The sequence below is a fragment of the Acinetobacter sp. FB genome (genome assembly GCF_056033405.1).
On the sequence record NZ_CM148502.1, the window covers coordinates 1,274,851 to 1,291,898 of the forward strand.

Sequence of the window (17,048 nt, forward strand, 5' to 3'; positions counted from 1 at the left end):
TAGGTGTATAGCTCAGTTGGTTAGAGCGCTACGTTGACATCGTAGAGGTCTCCAGTTCGAGTCTGGATATACCTACCAAGATTTATCAAAGACTTATAAGCGAATCAGCAGCTTATAGGTCTTTTTTATGCTTGTATGTTGTGTTTTATTCTTTGCATTATTGGAATTTTTGGTAAAAAATGGCTATATTTCCTAGCTATTTGCGACAAATCTGCGACGAGATGAAGATACCCAAACCAAGAAAAAGAGGTGAAACTTATACAATAACTGTTTCATATCAAAGCAGAAGATATTACTGCACTCGTGATACAGCATCTGAATGTGAACAGTGGGCTGCTCTAAAATTATTAGAATTGAAAGCACAAACTAAAATTGAAAATGGTGAATTAAAACCAAAGTTTTTGTTTAGAGACCTGAATACCAAATATTATCAGGATGTTGGTCAACGCAATCCCTCGAAATCATCACGGGAATGGATCAAAGGACAATACAATAACTTTGAGATGAAATTCGCTGCATTAGCACAGAAATCGATTTATGACATTTCACCTAAAGATCTAACGTTATGGCGAAATAAGCGTTTAACTGAAGTAGGTGAAAATACTGTACTTAAAGAGATCTCGCATTATAGTGCTATGTTTACTTTCGCCCAGAAAGAGTTATTTCTTCTGAATGAAAATCCTTGGATGCAAATAACGAAACCTAAAAAACCTAGATCTCGTGATCGTCGAATACATCCATCTGAAATAGAATTGATTTTAAAAGTTTTAGATTATGAGTATGGCAGACAACCTGTTTTGTCGCAGCATTTTGTCGCTTGGGGGTTCTTGTTTGCTATTGAGACAGCGATGCGTCGAGGTGAAATTTTGGCTATGGAAAAGAAAGAAATCTTTGATGGCCATGTTCATATTCCTAAATCTAAGAATGGTGATGCACGAAACGTTCCTTTATCTGAGGAAGCTAAAGCTTTATTGGAGCTCATCAAACATGATGGTCGAAAAATCATTCCGCAATCGGAAAATGCATTTCGGTTGATGTGGGAAAAGAGAAAAAAGGCGATTGGTCTAAATGATCTTCACTTTCATGATACAAGACATGAAGCGATCACAAGGATGGTTCGGGTTAGAAAGCTTAAAGTTGAGACTTTAGCGAAGATAACAGGGCATAAGAAAATAGATGTTCTAGTAAATACTTACTACAATCCAAACGCTGAAGATTTAATAGAAGCATTTAACCGTTAAATATAAGCCCGCGCAAAGCGGGCATTTTTTTAGTTCTTTCTTTTGGGTCCACGTCTGATTTTGCTATTTTTCAAGATTGCATCTGGATCATATAGGTGTTTGCCATTACTACCTTTATTGATGGGTGCACATTTTTTTCTAATAGTTTCATCGGATAAACTGTATTTGGAGACTAAGTCTGCAACAGTGACTAGTTTTTTCTTTTCAAGAGTTAATGCAGTAACGATTCCACCAAAAATTACTTGTCCAAGCACTAACTGTGGCGCTGAATCAGCTTCTATAGTTACGATGTATTTAGGCATCATATTCTCCTAAACAATCAAAATCTGAAGCTGAGACTTGAATGTTGTTGCTACTAATAAAAGTATACATTTCCGCATTAAATATAATTCTTTTCATTTTTTAAGCCTTGTCATTTCATTGATTCAGATAAAAAATAAACAGCTCCGCAAAATGATGAGCTACTGATAATAATGGTGGCTTGGGTCATATTCATCATTTTTTTGTTCCTGGTTGTTTAACTTGATGTGGGTTGTTGAATATCCAACACTTAACGGTTCGATCGCTCTGCAGCGGATTCGTATCAGTGTGATCACCAATATTTTTGACTTCATCGGCAGGGTATTTAGAGGATCGGATTGATTTGTTTGCTTCGACAAATTTGTAGCGTTTACTAGTACGCAGTAGCGTTCGCATTTCATTTACATCAGGTAATGCCTGAAAGTTTTTCGCAGCGACTTTGTAGACTTCATTCAAATTGATTGCGATATGTGCCTCCGTTGGTTCGTAATGATTAAGATGAAAATGCGAGGTTCGGATACTGTTGAGGTATTCATAAGCATCCCAAAACTGTTGAACAAAGATGTGATCCAAGCCGATTTCATCGACTCGACGACGAGCCATGTTTTCAAGCATGGTTTTAGAATTTTGGATCTCAGTTGCACTGATTTCCTTTTTAAAGACGTGTTCTGCTAAAGCATCGATCATGGCTGAGACTTGGGCATGGCAGAGTGCGATACGGACGTGGGTAATACCTTTGGCATGGAAGTCCGCTTCGATCTGTTTGAGGTTGTTGCTGTAGGTCTCTAAAATTTTCTTTTCGTGTTTCAAGCAATACGTCATATAGGTGCATGCATCTTCTAATGACATTTGCGTCAATCGAGTTGCAATGTTTTTCTTTTCTAGGCTGTGACCTTTAGTATCGACTGAGATATGTAGGGTACGTGAAAGGATGGCTTCCGATGCTTGGATTGGGGTGTTTTGGCTGATCATGACAGCAGCTCGGAATGGTGGTTCGTATGTTTCATTACCTGCGGTTTTTAAGCCTTTACTGCGAATTGCACGACCGTTAAAGGCATCTTTTAATTCGTCCCATGAGAACTTGGCTTTTTGAGATCCAGTCTGATCGTTACGGTCGCCCTCTATGAGTACGATCGGCATATTTGAGGTTTGGGCAAAGTTACGATAAATCGCCACTGAGGTTGATTTGTTTGGGTCAAAGCCTTCATAGGATTCACGGCCACTGAATTTCCATAGCATTTCGATGAGTGTGGATTTACCTGAACCAGCTTGGCCAACCAGTTCAAAGAAAGGGTAAGACGCATGCATCGCTCGGATCTGTTCAGCGAAATATGAGCCTGTCCACCAAGCTAGAAGAATTAAACCGGTTTCGCTATTTAGGGCGTAATAGTCACGCCACCATGTTGGCTTGAATTCCTTTTTAGGATTTAAATGAATGACTGGTGTTGCAGCTAAGGTTTTGATTTCTTTTTTGTTAGTCTTGAAGAAATCATGTTCGTTCTTGGGGATAACTTGCCCTTTATGCACAGCATATTGGTCAAAGATATAGACATCGTGTTCTTTGCTATAGCCAATAAAATCAATGGTTTTGACTTCACGTAAACGTTCCGTTTTACGTTTGATAAAGGTTTCGAGCTGTTGGTCTGAACCTGTCCACATCGCACCTGATAAAACACCCATAACACGGGGTTTAAATTTGCTACGTGAGGAAATATGTTCGGGTGTGAACGTGGCTTTCACTTCGCCCCACGGGGATTGGATATGAAAGTAATACCAACTCTCGTCGGTAATTTCGTTGCGTTGGAAGTACAGCGGATCTAACTGAGCGTTGCAGATCTCGACGACTGAAGAACTGTTTTTGAGTGACTGTAAACGTATTTCTTCTTCAGTCAGGATTGAACCTTGGGCCTGCTCGGTGGCTTCCATAACATTATTGAACTTTTTAAAATCCAGTTCCCACCAGTAGGTGCGGAAAGCATGGTTAAAGAAAAACTTTGCAAGGCTGTTGTTGTAATAGTTGTAGATCAGTAAGCCTGCTTCTTCAGCAGATTTGGCGATTTGCAGCTTGCCCCAGTGGATATATTTATCCTGGTCTTTTTTGGTGAGCTGTCCGTTTTGGAATAAGTCGTTCCAGTCTTTGCCCACTGGTGGCAGTGCAGCTGTCGATAGCCAACCATCTTCGGTTGCTTGTTCGATTTGTTTAGGTAAGTATTTTTTGCCTGCTTTGTCATTGTCTAATGCCCAAACAAGACGAGGGCGGTCTTTGTTTAGCTCTTTGCAGCGATCAGCAATTTGCTGAAGTAGGCGATTGGGATAGTTGCCACTGTTCATGGTGCTGATACTGAATAGATCAGATTGAGCAAGGGCAATGCTGTTAAATATGCCTTCAGTCAACCAAATGCTGCCTGCATTGCAAAGATCATCTAATGGATGGATCGTCCATGACAGTCCTTTCCATTCGCCAATAAAATTGGCTTTCATACGTCCGAAGCGCTCAGGGCGATCTATAAAGCGTTCCCAATAAATTTTAGGTGCAAGCTCAAAGCGTACTGTTGCTGTGACAAGGCTTTGATTTCGATAGTCACGATATAACTCTTGGGTATAGCGTCCTTTGAGGGGCGCAATATCGAAGCCCCTTGCATGTTGCATATAGGCATCTGCGGAAGCGTTCGGATTTTTCTCAGTCTTTGGAAAATCTTCTGACCAGTCTTTAAAAAGGTCATCACATATATCTTTGATGTGTTCTTCATAGCTGCATTTATTGATCCGTGAACACTTTACAACTTTTGGCGTGATCGCATGGGTATAGGCTTCTTTTTGATTGCACTTTGGGCACACGCCACTACGGTACCATTCGCCCACTTTTTTGAACTTAAATATTTGATTAAGTCTCTCGTCTATTCGACGTTGCAAAATGTCCATGTGTTTCCTAAATCAATTTCATTTGTTTAAGGCGGTTGCGATAGATCTGTGCTTTAGCGAGATCAATTTTGTTTGCCCAATACAAGGCGTTGATTGCGCCTTCGACATAGCATTTTTGGAATTGATCTATTTCGGGTTGCAACTCTAAAGCGAAGAGCTGCATTTCAATTTCTTTTTCCCATGTTTGTTGAAAGATTGAGAGATCAGGTTTTGGTGTCAGGCTGTTATGAATAGTGCGTGTGATTTCGAGATCAGCAGCAAAGCTTGCTAAACAGTCGGGATTTATGCAGCTGACAATGATGTTATGTAGTAATGGTGATGGACGTTTGCGACTGGTCACATGTAATCTGCGCTCGCAATGCGGACAATAGAATCCTATAGATTTACTCATTATTACCCCTAGTGAATCGACCAAGTGATCTGTTGCTCCCGACGACACTCACTCAGTTATGAATTGGATTTATTGATCTAATAGATCTAATTGTTGCTGTGAAATTGGTAAACCAAGCTCTGCCATTTTTTGATGTAGTAATTGGGTGAAGGCTTGTTTTTCGATAGAGGAAGCCATTTGTCGAAGTTTCATAAGGTTCATGAGTTCAGCTGTATCCGTTTTGTTTTTATCTTTTGTGGCGATGCCTTTAGTTTCGTAGTTGTGAATGGCTGTGCTCCATTCTTTTTGGAGTGCTTGGATTTGTTTTGCAGCTTCTTTATTGCCTTGTGCTTTTACTTGGCGAGTATTTACTCGCATGATATAGCTGCGCGCATGTTCAAGTTCAAAGCAAACTGTTTGGTCTTCTGAGGGGGTGCTAGCACCCCCTAGGCCTGCAATTTTTGGCGCATTAATCCATTTTGTGCCATAAAGAATGGCGTTATCTTCTTCTAAAATGGCTTTTTTTGCGCTTCGCCAGTCCAGTCCAATCGCATCTACGATTGGTTTTGCAGGTATGTATTTAATGTTTTCAAAAGTAATGACTGGTAGTGTCATACCGTGAAAGAAAATAATGTCTGTGATTTGTGCTGTTGTTTGCATGTTGTTCTCCCAATTGAAATATTTACAGTCCGTTTCATTTCTTTACTAAACATTTACGCGATTGGCTTCGGAATCTGTGATGAGCCAAAAAGTCGTCTTTTATGATTATTTTGAGTCTGAAGAAGCGGGTTTCGGCAGTTTTGATTCGACCAGAGATTTGATCCATTCATTGAGTGACATATTGGATTTGGCTGCTTCGATGCGAGCCAAGCGACGATTTTCTGGTGTGGTACGAAAGCTGATCTGTACTTCTTTTTGAGACTCTTGAGTCGCCATTGCAGGTTTCCTTTTTATTGACAGTTTTAGACTGTAGTGAAGATAGAACTTTGTTAAGATGGTATATGTTTAAACAGATAATATCCCAATTGGGATATTTAAATAATAGGTATATCCCAAATGGTATATGAAAATACCGATCAAAAGGGTGATCGTATTCGTATTGAGCGATCAAGACTTGATTTATCGCAAAGTGAATTTGCATCCTTAATGAATAAACAAAAGATGGCAGTGTTTCGCTACGAAAAAGGTGAGCGTGTCATGGGGCAAGATGATTTAGAGGCTTTGCATTCAAAAGGTGTAGATGTTTGGTTCTTGCTTACGGGAGAGCGTACTCGACCCGATCTGCTTTCAGACGATGCTAAAGAGCTGTTAAAACTTTGGGATCAGGTTGATCCTGCGCAGCATGCAACTTTGCTGACTTTGGTAAGAAATTTCGCTGAGAGTTTTGGGGCTAAAAAAACCGATTAAACGTTCTTTTGAACGAATGAAAGAAAGTTCATTCGTTCAATATATTTTTAGAATAATAAAAATGTTATAAATACATCAAATTAACAATTTTAAATTTATAAGAGTTAATACATGTATATTACAAAAGTTTTGAGTTACAAAGGGGCATGGGAAAACTTGGAAAAAAAATATCCTAAAGAGTTGGATAATTTTCTATCCTCAATAAATGTAGAAGATGAAGTTTTATATGGGAAATTCTCACTTAATCTCACTTATGATGAATGTACATCTATGCAATTGAAAGTAAGGGATAATCTTGAAAAAATAGGTTGGATTCTAGATTATAATAGAAGTAATAATTCACCTTTTGATGATAGAATTGGCTACGTTGGTGGATTAGGTCATATAAAAAATCGGATTTCAATTAAAGATTTTTTTAATGAAGAAGATACTCTTATATGGGCGATAAAAGATGTTCAGAATAATTTTTCATTAAATAAAATTGATATTGGAATTCAATATGTTTTGGGTTTTGACTATTATGTGAAAGATATATTTTATTTCGATAATATATATAAATTATTAAATGGTTTTAAAGGATTATCACTTGATGCACCATTTTTATTTTTAGAACTTGGTCTTGAAAAAAGTGAAATTGAATTTTATGAGCTTAGCCCAGACTCACTTAAAATTAAAATAGAGCGTTCAATAGAGTTTAAGCCAGAACATTATCAAGCAGGATTAGGCATACTAAACTACTTTGGGACTGTCATGCGGAAAAAGTATCCTGAACAGAATGCTAAAGTCCGTATAGAACAAGACGATAATACTGTTCGTTTAGTTGTCGAATCTGCCAATGGTGATAAAGAAGTTATAGAGCGTGCATTCGATGAGTTTGGTTTAGTGATCCATAGAGATATACAGCCTGAACAGTTTTACGATAATTACTTGGATGTTGCAGAATTAAAAACTAAATTGGGAACCTTTGAATCAGAGTTAAAGTTCCAGCATCAACTTGTTGAAATGAAAGAACATAGAATTATTGAGCTGAAAAAAGATAAAGAGTTTTTAGAAAGTCTTATTGGTCAGGCATTAGTCCGCCCAAATTCACCCATATATATCAATAATCAGCTTACTAATTCGCAGTCTACCGTAATCAATCATAAAGCTGAGATAACCAAGTCAAATGATGACTTAGAGGAGTTGATTGATCTTGCCGATAGTGATGCTTTGAAGAATAAACTTGCCATGATTCAAAACGCTTTAGACAACAATAGAAACTCAGATAATCCTGAGGATGTTAAAGACTCTAATGGTATGAAGAAATTAGCTAAGTTTTTAAAAGAAGCAAATGAAGTGGGTACTGAGGCAAATGATTTAGCTGAAAAAGGTGGCAAAGCTTTGGATCTGATTAAAAGTTTAGGAAGAAGTTATAACAGTATAGCTCAGTGGTGTGGGATGCCCGTTATTCCTAGTGTATTTGTAAAGGAATAATGTCAGGTGGGAATTGATTGGAAACTCCTTGCATCCATAGCAGGTGCTTTTGTAGCTATAATTACATTGTTTCTTAAAAGACATGAAATAACGAGCCTAAAGCATAAAAAAATCTCTGACAGATTAACTTCGAGTATTCAGTACTTTGAAAAGTACTTTGAGAGAGGGCAGACCAATCAACTTGTATTAGATCGAGCTGCTCAGGACCTTGCTAAAAGCCCAAATGTTGACCATAACTTGGTCAATAAGCTTATAGAATTTCACCAGAATTATTTAGTCAATTTTGATCATATGGTTACTTTGTTCGATGATGGCTATCAATTCTTAAATTATAAAAAAGGTCAGACATTTAACATAGAGTCAGATTTATCCATTAAACCACTTTGGTTTCTAACACCAAATTGGAGGCGCATTCTATTTGTTATTGGATATTTTATTTTTGCATCTTCTGGCGCCATGCTTCTTTTATATTTAATAAGTTTGAAAAATGTGCACTTTATAACAGTTCTAATTATGATAATTATATCTTTAGTCCTTATATCTTTAGGTTTTTTATTCTTAATGCTTGAGGATAGAATCAAGCAAGCGAATAATTTTATTATAAAAATTAATGAGGCTAATGCGAAATATAAGGCAATCGATAAGCCTAGAACCATTATTTTGCTGTCAAATAGAAGTAAGCCCTCCTAAGAGGGCTTTTTCTTTACTCTTTATTCATAGAATTTTGAACGAGTCGAACTTGCTCTTGAATAATAAATAATGTTGCAGCGACAGATTCGCCAGTTAATGTGTCGCAATTTTCAGTAGATTCAATAAGTAAAGATAAGTGCTGATCTAATAATGATAATCTTGTTTGTATATCCATGTCATACCCCTTTTGAAAGGTTAAATCCATTATTTATCAGGTCTGTAAGTTCATTGAAAAGTCTCCAACTTATTTCGGTATTTTCCATAATTAAAATGGCTTGAACCGCACTGATATTCAGGTTGTAGGTGTCATGTTTATTGTTGAAATGGTAATCAATATTTTCTCTTAATCGTGACCATATAATGTTGGTTTCGATAAAGGTTTTATATGAGACATCGCACTCTAAAATACGGTGTAATTTTTTAGCACTCACGAATAGCTGTCGTTTGTTTGTCTGCGGATTTTGAACTCGCATGATTAATTTTTCTATGCTCATGGTTCGCCCTCAATCTAGTAAATGGTTTGGAAGTATTTGCTGCGGTGTGTGCCAATGCCATTTGGTAATGTCCAAGCGTGATGATGCGGACGCGACATAGGCGCAGATCATTTTGGCGTTGTGTGCCCATATTTCGAGGAGCGGTTCGGTATGGGTGATGTCGAGTTTTAAGTGGCGTAATTGGTTGTAGAGCTTGCGTTGATTGTCAGGTAGTTTCGACAATTGTTCAGGCGTGGCAGGTGGGTTTTGCGGTGTTGCTGTGCCTATGATTTTATCTTGTTGTGGTGTAGGCGTAGGTTTTGGTTCAGGCGTTGGTTCTGTTGGAATGTCTATACAAAATAGCGTCTTTAATTTTTTGTAGTCGATGGTGTAGTAGTTGACGCGGTCTGATTTGATTTCAGAGAGTTTGGCGACTTGGATAAGTCCGAGTGCTCTGAGTTTTGCGACTGCACGTTTGATGGTTGAGATGCTAAACATGCCGAGTGTGGCTTGCCATTCTTCATAGGTGTGAAACCACCATTTGCGCCCTTTGTGGGTGGTGAGGTTCTTTTTCGTTTTGCGTTTGCGTGTTTCACTGATTAAGAAATAGAGTTTTTGCAGAAAGGTTGCTGCTGTGATCCCCAGTACTTTCGCCAATTCAGGCGAAGCGATGAGGGGATATTCGTTGTGCTGTAGGAGTAGTTTCATGCTGCAGCTCCCCGATAGAGTTCGCTAAAGCAAGCTTTGCATTTTGATGTCCATTGTTGGCGACCGTTTCGGATGCCGTTTTTATTGAAAAATTCTTCATCAAAAGGGTAGAACTCGCCACAAGTACTGCACATTCGTTCTGTGCCTAGTTCGGTATAGATAAATACTCTGGTCATGCTGCACCGCCTAGATTTATCAGGATGTAGGCGATGATCAGATAAGCAATGAATGCCAAGCTGTCTTTGATTTTTTTGCGTGTTTGGGCTTTCTTTTTTAATGCGAGATGTGTGGGTAAATCTAGGACTGGTGTGTGTTCAATAATATTATTTGAGGTGCGTGTGTATGCACTATAAGAACGTGATGTCATAGTCTTTTTCTCGATAGTAAGTTTTAAAACTTACCGCCATTCTTTCCACGGAATGGTGGCAGCCTAAGCAGGGGTGGAAATACCGCTCTATCGAGTAACGGCCAGTCTTGCGACTGCCCTGAATAGACTGCCATAACGAGGGCATGACTATGCATTGGACAAAAAAAATGCCGCATAAAGCGACTTTGATTTCGCTCGATAGATGATAAAACAGGTTTCCACGCCTGCTCACAGATTTGCTGTGATTTAAGAAATATAATCACATTTATTTTTTAAAGCAAGCGTTTTTGGTTTTGGCATTCTTTTATATTTCTAGTTGTTATTTTATTTGTAGATAGAAAGATTAGTCCGTTTTGATACAATGGGTTGGATTGTTTTGACCTGATGGATTGGGTCAAAGTGGGGTGATGCATGGGGTCGGATTGTTTAGTCTTCTTGTGTAGAATTTTTTCTTAATTGAAGATAATAAGTGAAATTTATTTTGTTTAAAAAATACACAATCTATCGAATTTTAATACAAATTTAACAAAGTTCTCTTGTAAAAAAAAATAAAAATGCTATTGATATAACCGTGGATTGATCAGTACTAATCATTGCTTTAATTGTTGAAAATTTAATTACCGAGCAGGCTTATTCATATTTGTAAGTATGAATATGTTTAGCTTGCTTCAAATTTATAAATGATTAGGAGTAAGGCATGGATATCTATGCAGAAAATGATTTTTTACTAGAACGTATCAATACATCAATTAAGACGTTAGGTTTAAACAAAGATTCGTTAATTGATAAAATTGCTGATGGTTTAGTTGCTAAATCGCCTGAACGAGAATTTTATATCGAGGAATTTAAGAGAAATCGAAAATTTCTCCTAGAAAAATTCATCAGTAGTCCAATTAAGACTTTTGGTTATCCAACCGACTTAAATGATGTGTTCCGCTGTATTTTAAAAATCTTATTGAGCAAAGGTGCTTATAAAAGATTGTTGAAAGAAATAGGTCAACATAACTTATCTAGTAATGTTGAGTTGATTAGTTATGACCCTGCAAAAAATGGACAAAATATTCTGAAACATGGAATAATTTTCCATGCAGTGCATAGCTACAGCTATGGTCATTTTCCTCTTATTTCACCTAATAGAAAGGGAAGGCAAGTACTGTTTACTCGATATTATTTTGAAGGAAATAATCATGCATACATGTATGAAGAACAGCCTCAAAAAAAATATTCATTTGTAGCCACAGTATTTGACTCTACTGACGTTGGTAAGATGATGTTCATCACTTCAAGAATCATTGATTTAGATGGTGATATTGATGATCAACTTAAGATGCTTATTTCTGAAAACGGACTAAATCCAAATGATTTAGAAGGCTTAAGAAGCAGAGCATTAGAAATTTTGAGAGAAAGTAGACAATACGTTTGAACTTTTCACAAAAAACTGGGTGTTATGCCCAGTTTTTTCTTATAAATAATTATTGTTCTGCTTTTCTAGTATCTTGAGACAATAACTCTGAAATATATAAAAAACTAGCAGATAAGTATTTCGGTAAAGTAATTGATCACACTCAAAATGACAAGATTGGCGATCTGATACAAGATCAGCTTGCAGCAGGAACAGAGTTGATCAAAGCGAGTGCAGAGATGGTTAAGAGTGTGAAGCCAAGTGGGGCGTCAGAGTCGAGTGAACCAAAATAATAGTCAATTTGTACAAGACTTTAGACCACTCAGCTGAGAGGTCTTTTATTTTTATAACTAAAATCCATTGAATGATATAATTAATAATTATTTTTTGATTATGATTTGAAGAATTTAATATTATATGGCTTTATTTTTATAATTAATTAGAAAGATGCTGTTAAAACATAATTTTTCTAAATTAATAATTTTAAAACCAAAAAAAAGAAATATTGAGTTCTAATTTGTTAGAGTAAGTGAGATGCCAATACAATATTTTAAATAAAGATAGTATGAAAATAAAAATAAACGACCATAGAGCAAATTTTAGACATTTCCGCATGTTATATATTGCTAAAAAATAATAAGGTTTTAAAGCATCATCTTCTACACCAATGTGTACTGGTATTTCACGTATGTTATTGTTTAGCTCTTTATCTGTTGCGCATAAATTTAAATATTTACTTTCAAAAAAGTTGAAATTTCCAAAAATAAAAATTTTAATTCCTGTTTTACTACAAATACTATACTCTTTACTTCTTGGATGTAGTATTTGAGGATGAAACTCATTAAAAAACTTAATATTGCTTTTATAGAAGTTTAATAGTGATGATCTTAATGTTAGTATAACTAAAGAGAATAGGGTGCCTTGAATTAAACTAATAATCAAGATTAAAAATTCCATAAGTTCTTTTACAGTGATACAAATCATATTTTATCCTGATTATTTAATTCTTTATGTTTTTCAACAAATTCTTTATGATAACACTTAGATTGGTGAAGTAGTTCAGTATAAGTTTTTGCAAAAACTTTACCTGAATCTCGATAAGTCTCAAGTTTATCTTCTACTAAATAATCATCTTTAATTGATCCCCCTACCACATAACATACTACATTAGAAACTGACAGTTCGGTTTTATAATTCTTCTTAATAAATGCTTGATAGTGATTAGCCTGCTCTAAGGCTTTTAAGTCAATTTCATATTCACTATGTTTTATTTCTACGATATAAAGGACTTGACCTAGAAAATTTGTGCATAAGAAATCAATTCTTCTATTTTTCTCTTCTAATTCTTTCTCCGGAAATTTTTGTTTTAGAATTTCTGAAAATCTTACTTCATCTTCAAACTCTAAAATTCTTGGGTCAATTAACCAGGGGAAATCTTTGAGAAAATTATGCAGAGTAGGAACTTCTTTTGTGTAACTTGATATATATTCCTCAAATTTATTTATTACACTAATTCTGGTTTGAGCTAAGTCAGAATATTGTTTATTTTCAATAACTTTCCACCCATCCAAATATTTGAAAAGTTCAACCTTATTTTCATCAGAAATGTCTAAATCAACAATACTTGTTGCATATTCCTTAAAGTCATCGTTATCAAATTTAGCCATTACATTTCTAGTAACGGTTTCTACAATGGCATCATCAATATTGGGGGCAGATAAAACAGGATCAAGAATTTTTTTCCCAAGCTCTTTTTGATGTTTAGGTAGTTTTTCAATGAAATTTTCTACATCAATTTTTTTATCTTTAAGATCTTTTATCTTTACGATTGATCTTTGAATTCTCCAATTAGCACCTATTTTTTTAATAATTTCTTGTAAATACAATCTAAGATCTTTAGTTAAATCATTTTCCCAATTTAGCGAGTGTCGATCTGTGGAAATTAAATCTATGTCTTCTTCATCAATAAAATCTACAGATAAATATCCAGTAATATAAGTGTGAAATTGGTCATTATCACGTGCACCATAAAATTCTGCTTGATTAACAATTTTACCACGCGAGGTGAGGTATATCCCTCGCATATCTGGAGATTTAATAGGTGTTTTAGAAGTAATTATTTTACCATTAATTTTAGCTTTGTTTATGTATTCGTAATTTGTTAAGTTTGTTTCAGGAAAATTCCAGATGAATTGAGGATCGACACCATCAAATTTTAACTCATTTGTGATGTTCAATATTCTACTTTTAATTTTAGGTATAATCTTGAAATTAAAACTATTCTGTATCCTTGCATATTGATAGCTTGGTTCTAGTTTAAAATTAATAAGATTTGTGTTTAGTTTGTCAAATATAGTAAATTTTTTTGCTAAACTTATTGCTATATTTGTTATATCGAATTCAGACTTTCTGTTAATTCTCTTTAGAGTGATTTTTGTCGAATTTTTTTCATTAACCTCTTTGTTTTTGATATGAATTATAGGTGTGTATTTTCCATTTTTGGAACTTAAAATGTCAGTTAAGTCCATAGTGAAACTATTTTTAAAACCATCTTTGGTAGATTCAATAGTTACTACCTCACAAATTCCAAATACTGATAGTTTTCCTAAACCCTTTTTTCCAATTGGTTTTCTTCCTTTGGGTGAAAATTTTTCTTCATTTCTTCTATTTCTACCAATAACTAGATATTTATTATTTAACTCTTCAAAAGACATTCCATGTCCATCATCCTTGTATATGATTTCTTTATAACCTCTATAATCTTTAAAAATAATAGAAACATTATCAGCATCTGCATCCCAAGAGTTAGAAACAAGTTCTGATAATACACTTGGTAGCTGAGAATAAAGTGATACTCCTAGGTGTTGAATAGTATTTGGATCAAAGCTCAATTCTAGTGATGAGTTAGTCATTACCAATTCCTTAATAATTGTTCTGCAATTTTTTGTGCTAATAAAACAGGTACAGCATTTCCGATTTGTTTAAATGCGCTAGTTCGTGCAGGTTTCCCTGAAACATTTTCAAAATAATAATCATCAGGAAATGTTTGAATTCGCGCAGCTTCTCTTGGCGTAATAGAACGGTTTTGCTCAATGTCAGGATGAATATAGTGATGTCCATCTTTAGAAATATGAGCAACAACGGTATGTGTTGCAGGCAAATCTGCTGCTACAACTTTAAAACGATCTACAAAAGAATCTGTACCTTTATGACTCTTTAAGCGAGCAGGGAGGTCGTTATACTGCAAGCGTCTCTTTTCTGTATTCCATAAATTTACCGCAAAATGATAAATCTCTAAATCCTGTTCAGAGTGCGGACGGGCTTGATGCCAAGTAAGCGGAAATTTTCCTTTAATACCCGATTTATCTAGCCATTCACTTTGATAACTTAAATATTCTTGTGGAGTAGGAGTTCCGCCACCTGCAGAAATTTTTGGTAAGTCAGCAAAAAGTTCCCACACACTAACTTCAGGGTTCCATTTTTCAGGTTCAGGATAGAAAGAGTCATCAGATAGATGATTTTTTTTGCCGACTAAAATAATTCTCTTACGGTTTTGTAATACACCGTATTCATTCGCAGATAATATTTTATATTCGATACTGTAGCCGATCTCAACAAACAGCGCTTTCATTTTATCAAAATATAAATTACCACTAGGGTCTTTTGCTGTGAGCAAACCAAGCACATTTTCAAATACAAAATATTTCGGTGAATACCGCTTCAAAAACTCTGCGTAGTAAATATAGAGATGATTACGGGCATCGTTCACCATATTACCGCGAGCACGACCAATTAAAGAATATGCTTGGCAAGGCGGACCACCAATAATTAAATCAATATCCTGTTTATCAACTAATTGATCAATCTCTAGAAAAATCTCAGGTAGAGATTCTTTATCAATAAACTTATTGAGAACGGAATTGATTTCAACACTAGGTATACAATTATAGAGTTCATCTCTGGTTATTTTATTATTGAGATAATCGGAATAAATATGGCTTTTATCATTTTTATTTAGCCAATGAAATGCCTGACGTGTTTTTAATGTAAAACACGCTGATGCATCAGCTTCTACATGAGCAATAGGTTCAAATCCAGCTCGGATAAAACCTTCTGAGAGTCCCCCAGCACCTGCAAATAGATCTATAAATTTTAATGGCTTAGGCATAGCATTATTTAACAACTTGTTTGTAGCCCAGGATAACAATAAATCAAATTTTTCACCAGGTATTATAGGCTGTTAAATTTGTGAAATGCTATAAATTTATATTTTTGCTTCAAGCTCAAGTTGCATAGTCAGACCACTTATAGAATAACTATGAGTGGCTTTTTCAACGATCCATTTCAGCTTATCCACCTGTGGTTTAAAACCATCAAGATTCATCGGTGTTTCAGTTGAAATAGAGGGAATCCCGAAAGCAGTCGTAATACTGAACTTTGCCATTTGGCGTTTGATCTCTGCCATCTTTGCATCAGCAGCTCGCTGTGCTTCCTCTTTGGATGCAAACGTTCCCTTTAAAACTTTGGTTTTTGTGTTTGGGTCATTGCCACCGCCACGAGTTTCAGGATTGCCCGACGTCGCTCGTTTACGAGTTGCTTTTCCCTGATCGTGATAACTGGCAGATACGCCTGTATAGTCTGAATCTCGGTCTTGTTCTGAATAACGAAATTGGTCGCCATCTCGGCGAGTGAGCGTGATTGAAGGTAGATCTTTACCTGAAGCGGTTTTGGCTGAACCTGCTTTAAAAATTAATAAACGATCTTTCTTAACCGCCATTTCAGCACCATTTTGCTTGGAGATCCGAACCAGAAAATTGAGATCTGATTCATTGGTTTGATCGATGTGATTTAGATTGATACTTTTTAATTCATCAATCATCACCAATGTTAAATCGTGATTCTTGGCAATTTCTTCAGCTATTTCACCAAAGGTTTTACGGTGATAAGACTTTGACTTGGCTTCTTTGATCTTACTTTTAAAATTTGCACTGGAAGCCTTGATGGTGATGGTATCGGGTGTGCCTGACCACTCGGTTTCATCCACAATAAAATCGCCTTTGTCGTGTACACCTTCACCGAAAAAACCAAACTGACAATTAATTTTGACTCCTCGACGTGGTAATTCTAAAACGCCATCGCTGTCATCGAGGGTGATGTCCAGTTGATCGGCTTCATTGGCTCGGTTGTCTGTGACCGTAACGCTGATAATGCGTTTAAGGATCTGATCATTTAAAGGCTTGCTGTCAGCAGTCAAAATACAAATGGGGGTCTTGGCCATGTTTAGCCCCTTAATGCCGATTGTTGTTCGATACGTTTATCATCGGTACGAGTGAGCTTGATCGTAAAATCAATTTTTCGGGGAACGCCATCAAACAATAAAATCTGTTTGGTTTCGTCGATGCTGTCGATGTTGTAGACTCCATACAAATAACCGCTGCCATCCACCAAAACAAAGCCTTGTCCTGTATCGGCCATCGCTGCCAAGTCATCGATCGCAAAACGATTACCAAAACCATGCTCCTGATAAATGAGACCAGGGAGCGAAACGGTATCTTCACCTGAGCCGATAAATTGGCGTTTCTTGCGTCCTTTTGCCACTGAGTTTTCCGCATATTGCCAAGTGCGTTGGCGTTGGATCTGCGTGAATGTGAGTGTGTCAGTAGTAAAAGGAAATTGTCCTAAGCACATAAGCATG

Annotated in this window: 18 protein-coding genes and 1 tRNA gene; 6 read left to right on the forward strand and 13 right to left on the reverse strand. The window is 36.2% G+C overall.

From position 1 onward, the window contains the following. The first annotated feature begins 1 nt into the window (after position 1). Together AC0JIQ_RS05905 and AC0JIQ_RS05910 are read left to right on the forward strand one after the other, a co-directional pair. A tRNA-Val gene (locus AC0JIQ_RS05905) sits at positions 2–78 on the forward strand. 143 nt (positions 79–221) lie between these two features. Continuing rightward, entirely contained in the window at positions 222–1,241 is a 1,020-nt protein-coding gene (locus AC0JIQ_RS05910; RefSeq protein WP_474203231.1) for a tyrosine-type recombinase/integrase, read from the forward strand. A 29-nt stretch (positions 1,242–1,270) separates the two neighbouring features. Here the strand turns inward: AC0JIQ_RS05910 and AC0JIQ_RS05915 are convergent, their stop codons facing one another. The 5 genes from AC0JIQ_RS05915 to AC0JIQ_RS05935 all read right to left on the reverse strand — a co-directional run bounded on the left by AC0JIQ_RS05915 (position 1,271) and on the right by AC0JIQ_RS05935 (position 5,769). Beyond that, on the reverse strand, positions 1,271–1,543 hold the full coding sequence (locus tag AC0JIQ_RS05915; protein ID WP_474202926.1) for a DNA-binding protein: 273 nt from the start codon (positions 1,541–1,543) through the stop codon (positions 1,271–1,273). A gap of 193 nt (positions 1,544–1,736) precedes the next feature. Further along, positions 1,737–4,463, reverse strand: a complete 2,727-nt coding sequence (locus AC0JIQ_RS05920; RefSeq protein ID WP_474202927.1) for a toprim domain-containing protein — start codon at positions 4,461–4,463, stop codon at positions 1,737–1,739. 7 nt (positions 4,464–4,470) lie between these two features. Beyond that, complete coding sequence (locus AC0JIQ_RS05925) at positions 4,471–4,854, reverse strand: ogr/Delta-like zinc finger family protein (RefSeq protein ID WP_445962745.1); 384 nt, start codon at positions 4,852–4,854, stop codon at positions 4,471–4,473. A 69-nt stretch (positions 4,855–4,923) separates the two neighbouring features. Continuing rightward, positions 4,924–5,493, reverse strand: coding sequence for a phage antirepressor N-terminal domain-containing protein (locus AC0JIQ_RS05930; RefSeq protein ID WP_474202928.1), 570 nt, complete (start codon positions 5,491–5,493; stop codon positions 4,924–4,926). Between the two features lie 105 nt (positions 5,494–5,598). Further along, positions 5,599–5,769 carry a toxin-antitoxin system HicB family antitoxin gene (locus tag AC0JIQ_RS05935; protein WP_474202929.1) on the reverse strand — a complete coding sequence of 57 codons (171 nt, stop codon included), beginning with the start codon at positions 5,767–5,769 and terminating at the stop codon, positions 5,599–5,601. A 120-nt stretch (positions 5,770–5,889) separates the two neighbouring features. Between AC0JIQ_RS05935 and AC0JIQ_RS05940 the strand changes: the two genes are divergently transcribed. The 3 genes from AC0JIQ_RS05940 (at position 5,890) to AC0JIQ_RS05950 (ending at position 8,403) form a co-directional block, all read left to right on the forward strand. Beyond that, positions 5,890–6,240, forward strand: a complete 351-nt coding sequence (locus AC0JIQ_RS05940) for a helix-turn-helix domain-containing protein (RefSeq protein WP_474202930.1) — start codon at positions 5,890–5,892, stop codon at positions 6,238–6,240. A gap of 111 nt (positions 6,241–6,351) precedes the next feature. Then, complete coding sequence (locus tag AC0JIQ_RS05945; RefSeq protein ID WP_474202931.1) at positions 6,352–7,713, forward strand: hypothetical protein; 1,362 nt, start codon at positions 6,352–6,354, stop codon at positions 7,711–7,713. A gap of 6 nt (positions 7,714–7,719) precedes the next feature. Continuing rightward, positions 7,720–8,403 (forward strand): hypothetical protein, encoded by a 684-nt coding sequence (locus AC0JIQ_RS05950; protein WP_474202932.1) that lies wholly within the window; start codon positions 7,720–7,722, stop codon positions 8,401–8,403. A gap of 13 nt (positions 8,404–8,416) precedes the next feature. On the opposite strand, the gene AC0JIQ_RS05955 is transcribed toward AC0JIQ_RS05950, so the two are convergent. From AC0JIQ_RS05955 to AC0JIQ_RS05970, 4 genes are all read right to left on the reverse strand, one after another. Beyond that, the gene (locus AC0JIQ_RS05955) at positions 8,417–8,578 is read right to left on the reverse strand and encodes a hypothetical protein (protein WP_474202933.1); all 162 of its coding nucleotides are present in this window, start codon (positions 8,576–8,578) and stop codon (positions 8,417–8,419) included. Between the two features lies 1 nt (position 8,579). Then, positions 8,580–8,897 carry a hypothetical protein gene (locus tag AC0JIQ_RS05960; protein ID WP_474202934.1) on the reverse strand — a complete coding sequence of 106 codons (318 nt, stop codon included), beginning with the start codon at positions 8,895–8,897 and terminating at the stop codon, positions 8,580–8,582. A gap of 9 nt (positions 8,898–8,906) precedes the next feature. After that, positions 8,907–9,584 carry a hypothetical protein gene (locus tag AC0JIQ_RS05965; RefSeq protein ID WP_474202935.1) on the reverse strand — a complete coding sequence of 226 codons (678 nt, stop codon included), beginning with the start codon at positions 9,582–9,584 and terminating at the stop codon, positions 8,907–8,909. Positions 9,585–9,756: 172 nt separating this feature from the next. Continuing rightward, positions 9,757–9,951 (reverse strand): hypothetical protein, encoded by a 195-nt coding sequence (locus tag AC0JIQ_RS05970; protein WP_151716898.1) that lies wholly within the window; start codon positions 9,949–9,951, stop codon positions 9,757–9,759. 697 nt (positions 9,952–10,648) lie between these two features. Here AC0JIQ_RS05970 and AC0JIQ_RS05975 point away from each other — a divergent pair. Continuing rightward, entirely contained in the window at positions 10,649–11,374 is a 726-nt protein-coding gene (locus tag AC0JIQ_RS05975) for a hypothetical protein (RefSeq protein ID WP_474202936.1), read from the forward strand. Positions 11,375–12,333: 959 nt separating this feature from the next. Here the strand turns inward: AC0JIQ_RS05975 and AC0JIQ_RS05980 are convergent. From AC0JIQ_RS05980 to AC0JIQ_RS05995, 4 genes are all read right to left on the reverse strand, one after another. After that, entirely contained in the window at positions 12,334–14,265 is a 1,932-nt protein-coding gene (locus AC0JIQ_RS05980; protein WP_474202937.1) for an ATP-binding protein, read from the reverse strand. Beyond that, positions 14,265–15,536: a DNA cytosine methyltransferase gene (locus tag AC0JIQ_RS05985; RefSeq protein ID WP_474202938.1), complete on the reverse strand. Its 1,272-nt coding sequence runs from the start codon at positions 15,534–15,536 to the stop codon at positions 14,265–14,267. Before AC0JIQ_RS05985 ends, AC0JIQ_RS05980 begins: the two co-directional genes overlap by 1 nt. An 81-nt stretch (positions 15,537–15,617) precedes the next feature. Then, positions 15,618–16,631 (reverse strand): contractile injection system protein, VgrG/Pvc8 family, encoded by a 1,014-nt coding sequence (locus AC0JIQ_RS05990; RefSeq protein ID WP_474202939.1) that lies wholly within the window; start codon positions 16,629–16,631, stop codon positions 15,618–15,620. 2 nt (positions 16,632–16,633) lie between these two features. Continuing rightward, positions 16,634–17,047 (reverse strand): phage tail protein, encoded by a 414-nt coding sequence (locus AC0JIQ_RS05995; protein WP_241282937.1) that lies wholly within the window; start codon positions 17,045–17,047, stop codon positions 16,634–16,636. Position 17,048 lies beyond the last annotated feature (1 nt).

Coding starts and splice junctions, on each gene's coding strand:
- AC0JIQ_RS05910 (WP_474203231.1), top strand. CDS start 222: ATGAAGATACCCAAACCAAGAAAAAGAGGTGAAACTTATACAATAACT.
- AC0JIQ_RS05915 (WP_474202926.1), bottom strand. CDS start 1,543: ATGCCTAAATACATCGTAACTATAGAAGCTGATTCAGCGCCACAGTTA.
- AC0JIQ_RS05920 (WP_474202927.1), bottom strand. CDS start 4,463: ATGGACATTTTGCAACGTCGAATAGACGAGAGACTTAATCAAATATTT.
- AC0JIQ_RS05925 (WP_445962745.1), bottom strand. CDS start 4,854: ATGAGTAAATCTATAGGATTCTATTGTCCGCATTGCGAGCGCAGATTA.
- AC0JIQ_RS05930 (WP_474202928.1), bottom strand. CDS start 5,493: ATGCAAACAACAGCACAAATCACAGACATTATTTTCTTTCACGGTATG.
- AC0JIQ_RS05935 (WP_474202929.1), bottom strand. CDS start 5,769: ATGGCGACTCAAGAGTCTCAAAAAGAAGTACAGATCAGCTTTCGTACC.
- AC0JIQ_RS05940 (WP_474202930.1), top strand. CDS start 5,890: ATGGTATATGAAAATACCGATCAAAAGGGTGATCGTATTCGTATTGAG.
- AC0JIQ_RS05945 (WP_474202931.1), top strand. CDS start 6,352: ATGTATATTACAAAAGTTTTGAGTTACAAAGGGGCATGGGAAAACTTG.
- AC0JIQ_RS05955 (WP_474202933.1), bottom strand. CDS start 8,578: ATGGATATACAAACAAGATTATCATTATTAGATCAGCACTTATCTTTA.
- AC0JIQ_RS05960 (WP_474202934.1), bottom strand. CDS start 8,897: ATGAGCATAGAAAAATTAATCATGCGAGTTCAAAATCCGCAGACAAAC.
- AC0JIQ_RS05965 (WP_474202935.1), bottom strand. CDS start 9,584: ATGAAACTACTCCTACAGCACAACGAATATCCCCTCATCGCTTCGCCT.
- AC0JIQ_RS05970 (WP_151716898.1), bottom strand. CDS start 9,951: ATGACATCACGTTCTTATAGTGCATACACACGCACCTCAAATAATATT.
- AC0JIQ_RS05975 (WP_474202936.1), top strand. CDS start 10,649: ATGGATATCTATGCAGAAAATGATTTTTTACTAGAACGTATCAATACA.
- AC0JIQ_RS05980 (WP_474202937.1), bottom strand. CDS start 14,265: ATGACTAACTCATCACTAGAATTGAGCTTTGATCCAAATACTATTCAA.
- AC0JIQ_RS05990 (WP_474202939.1), bottom strand. CDS start 16,631: ATGGCCAAGACCCCCATTTGTATTTTGACTGCTGACAGCAAGCCTTTA.
- AC0JIQ_RS05995 (WP_241282937.1), bottom strand. CDS start 17,047: ATGCTTATGTGCTTAGGACAATTTCCTTTTACTACTGACACACTCACA.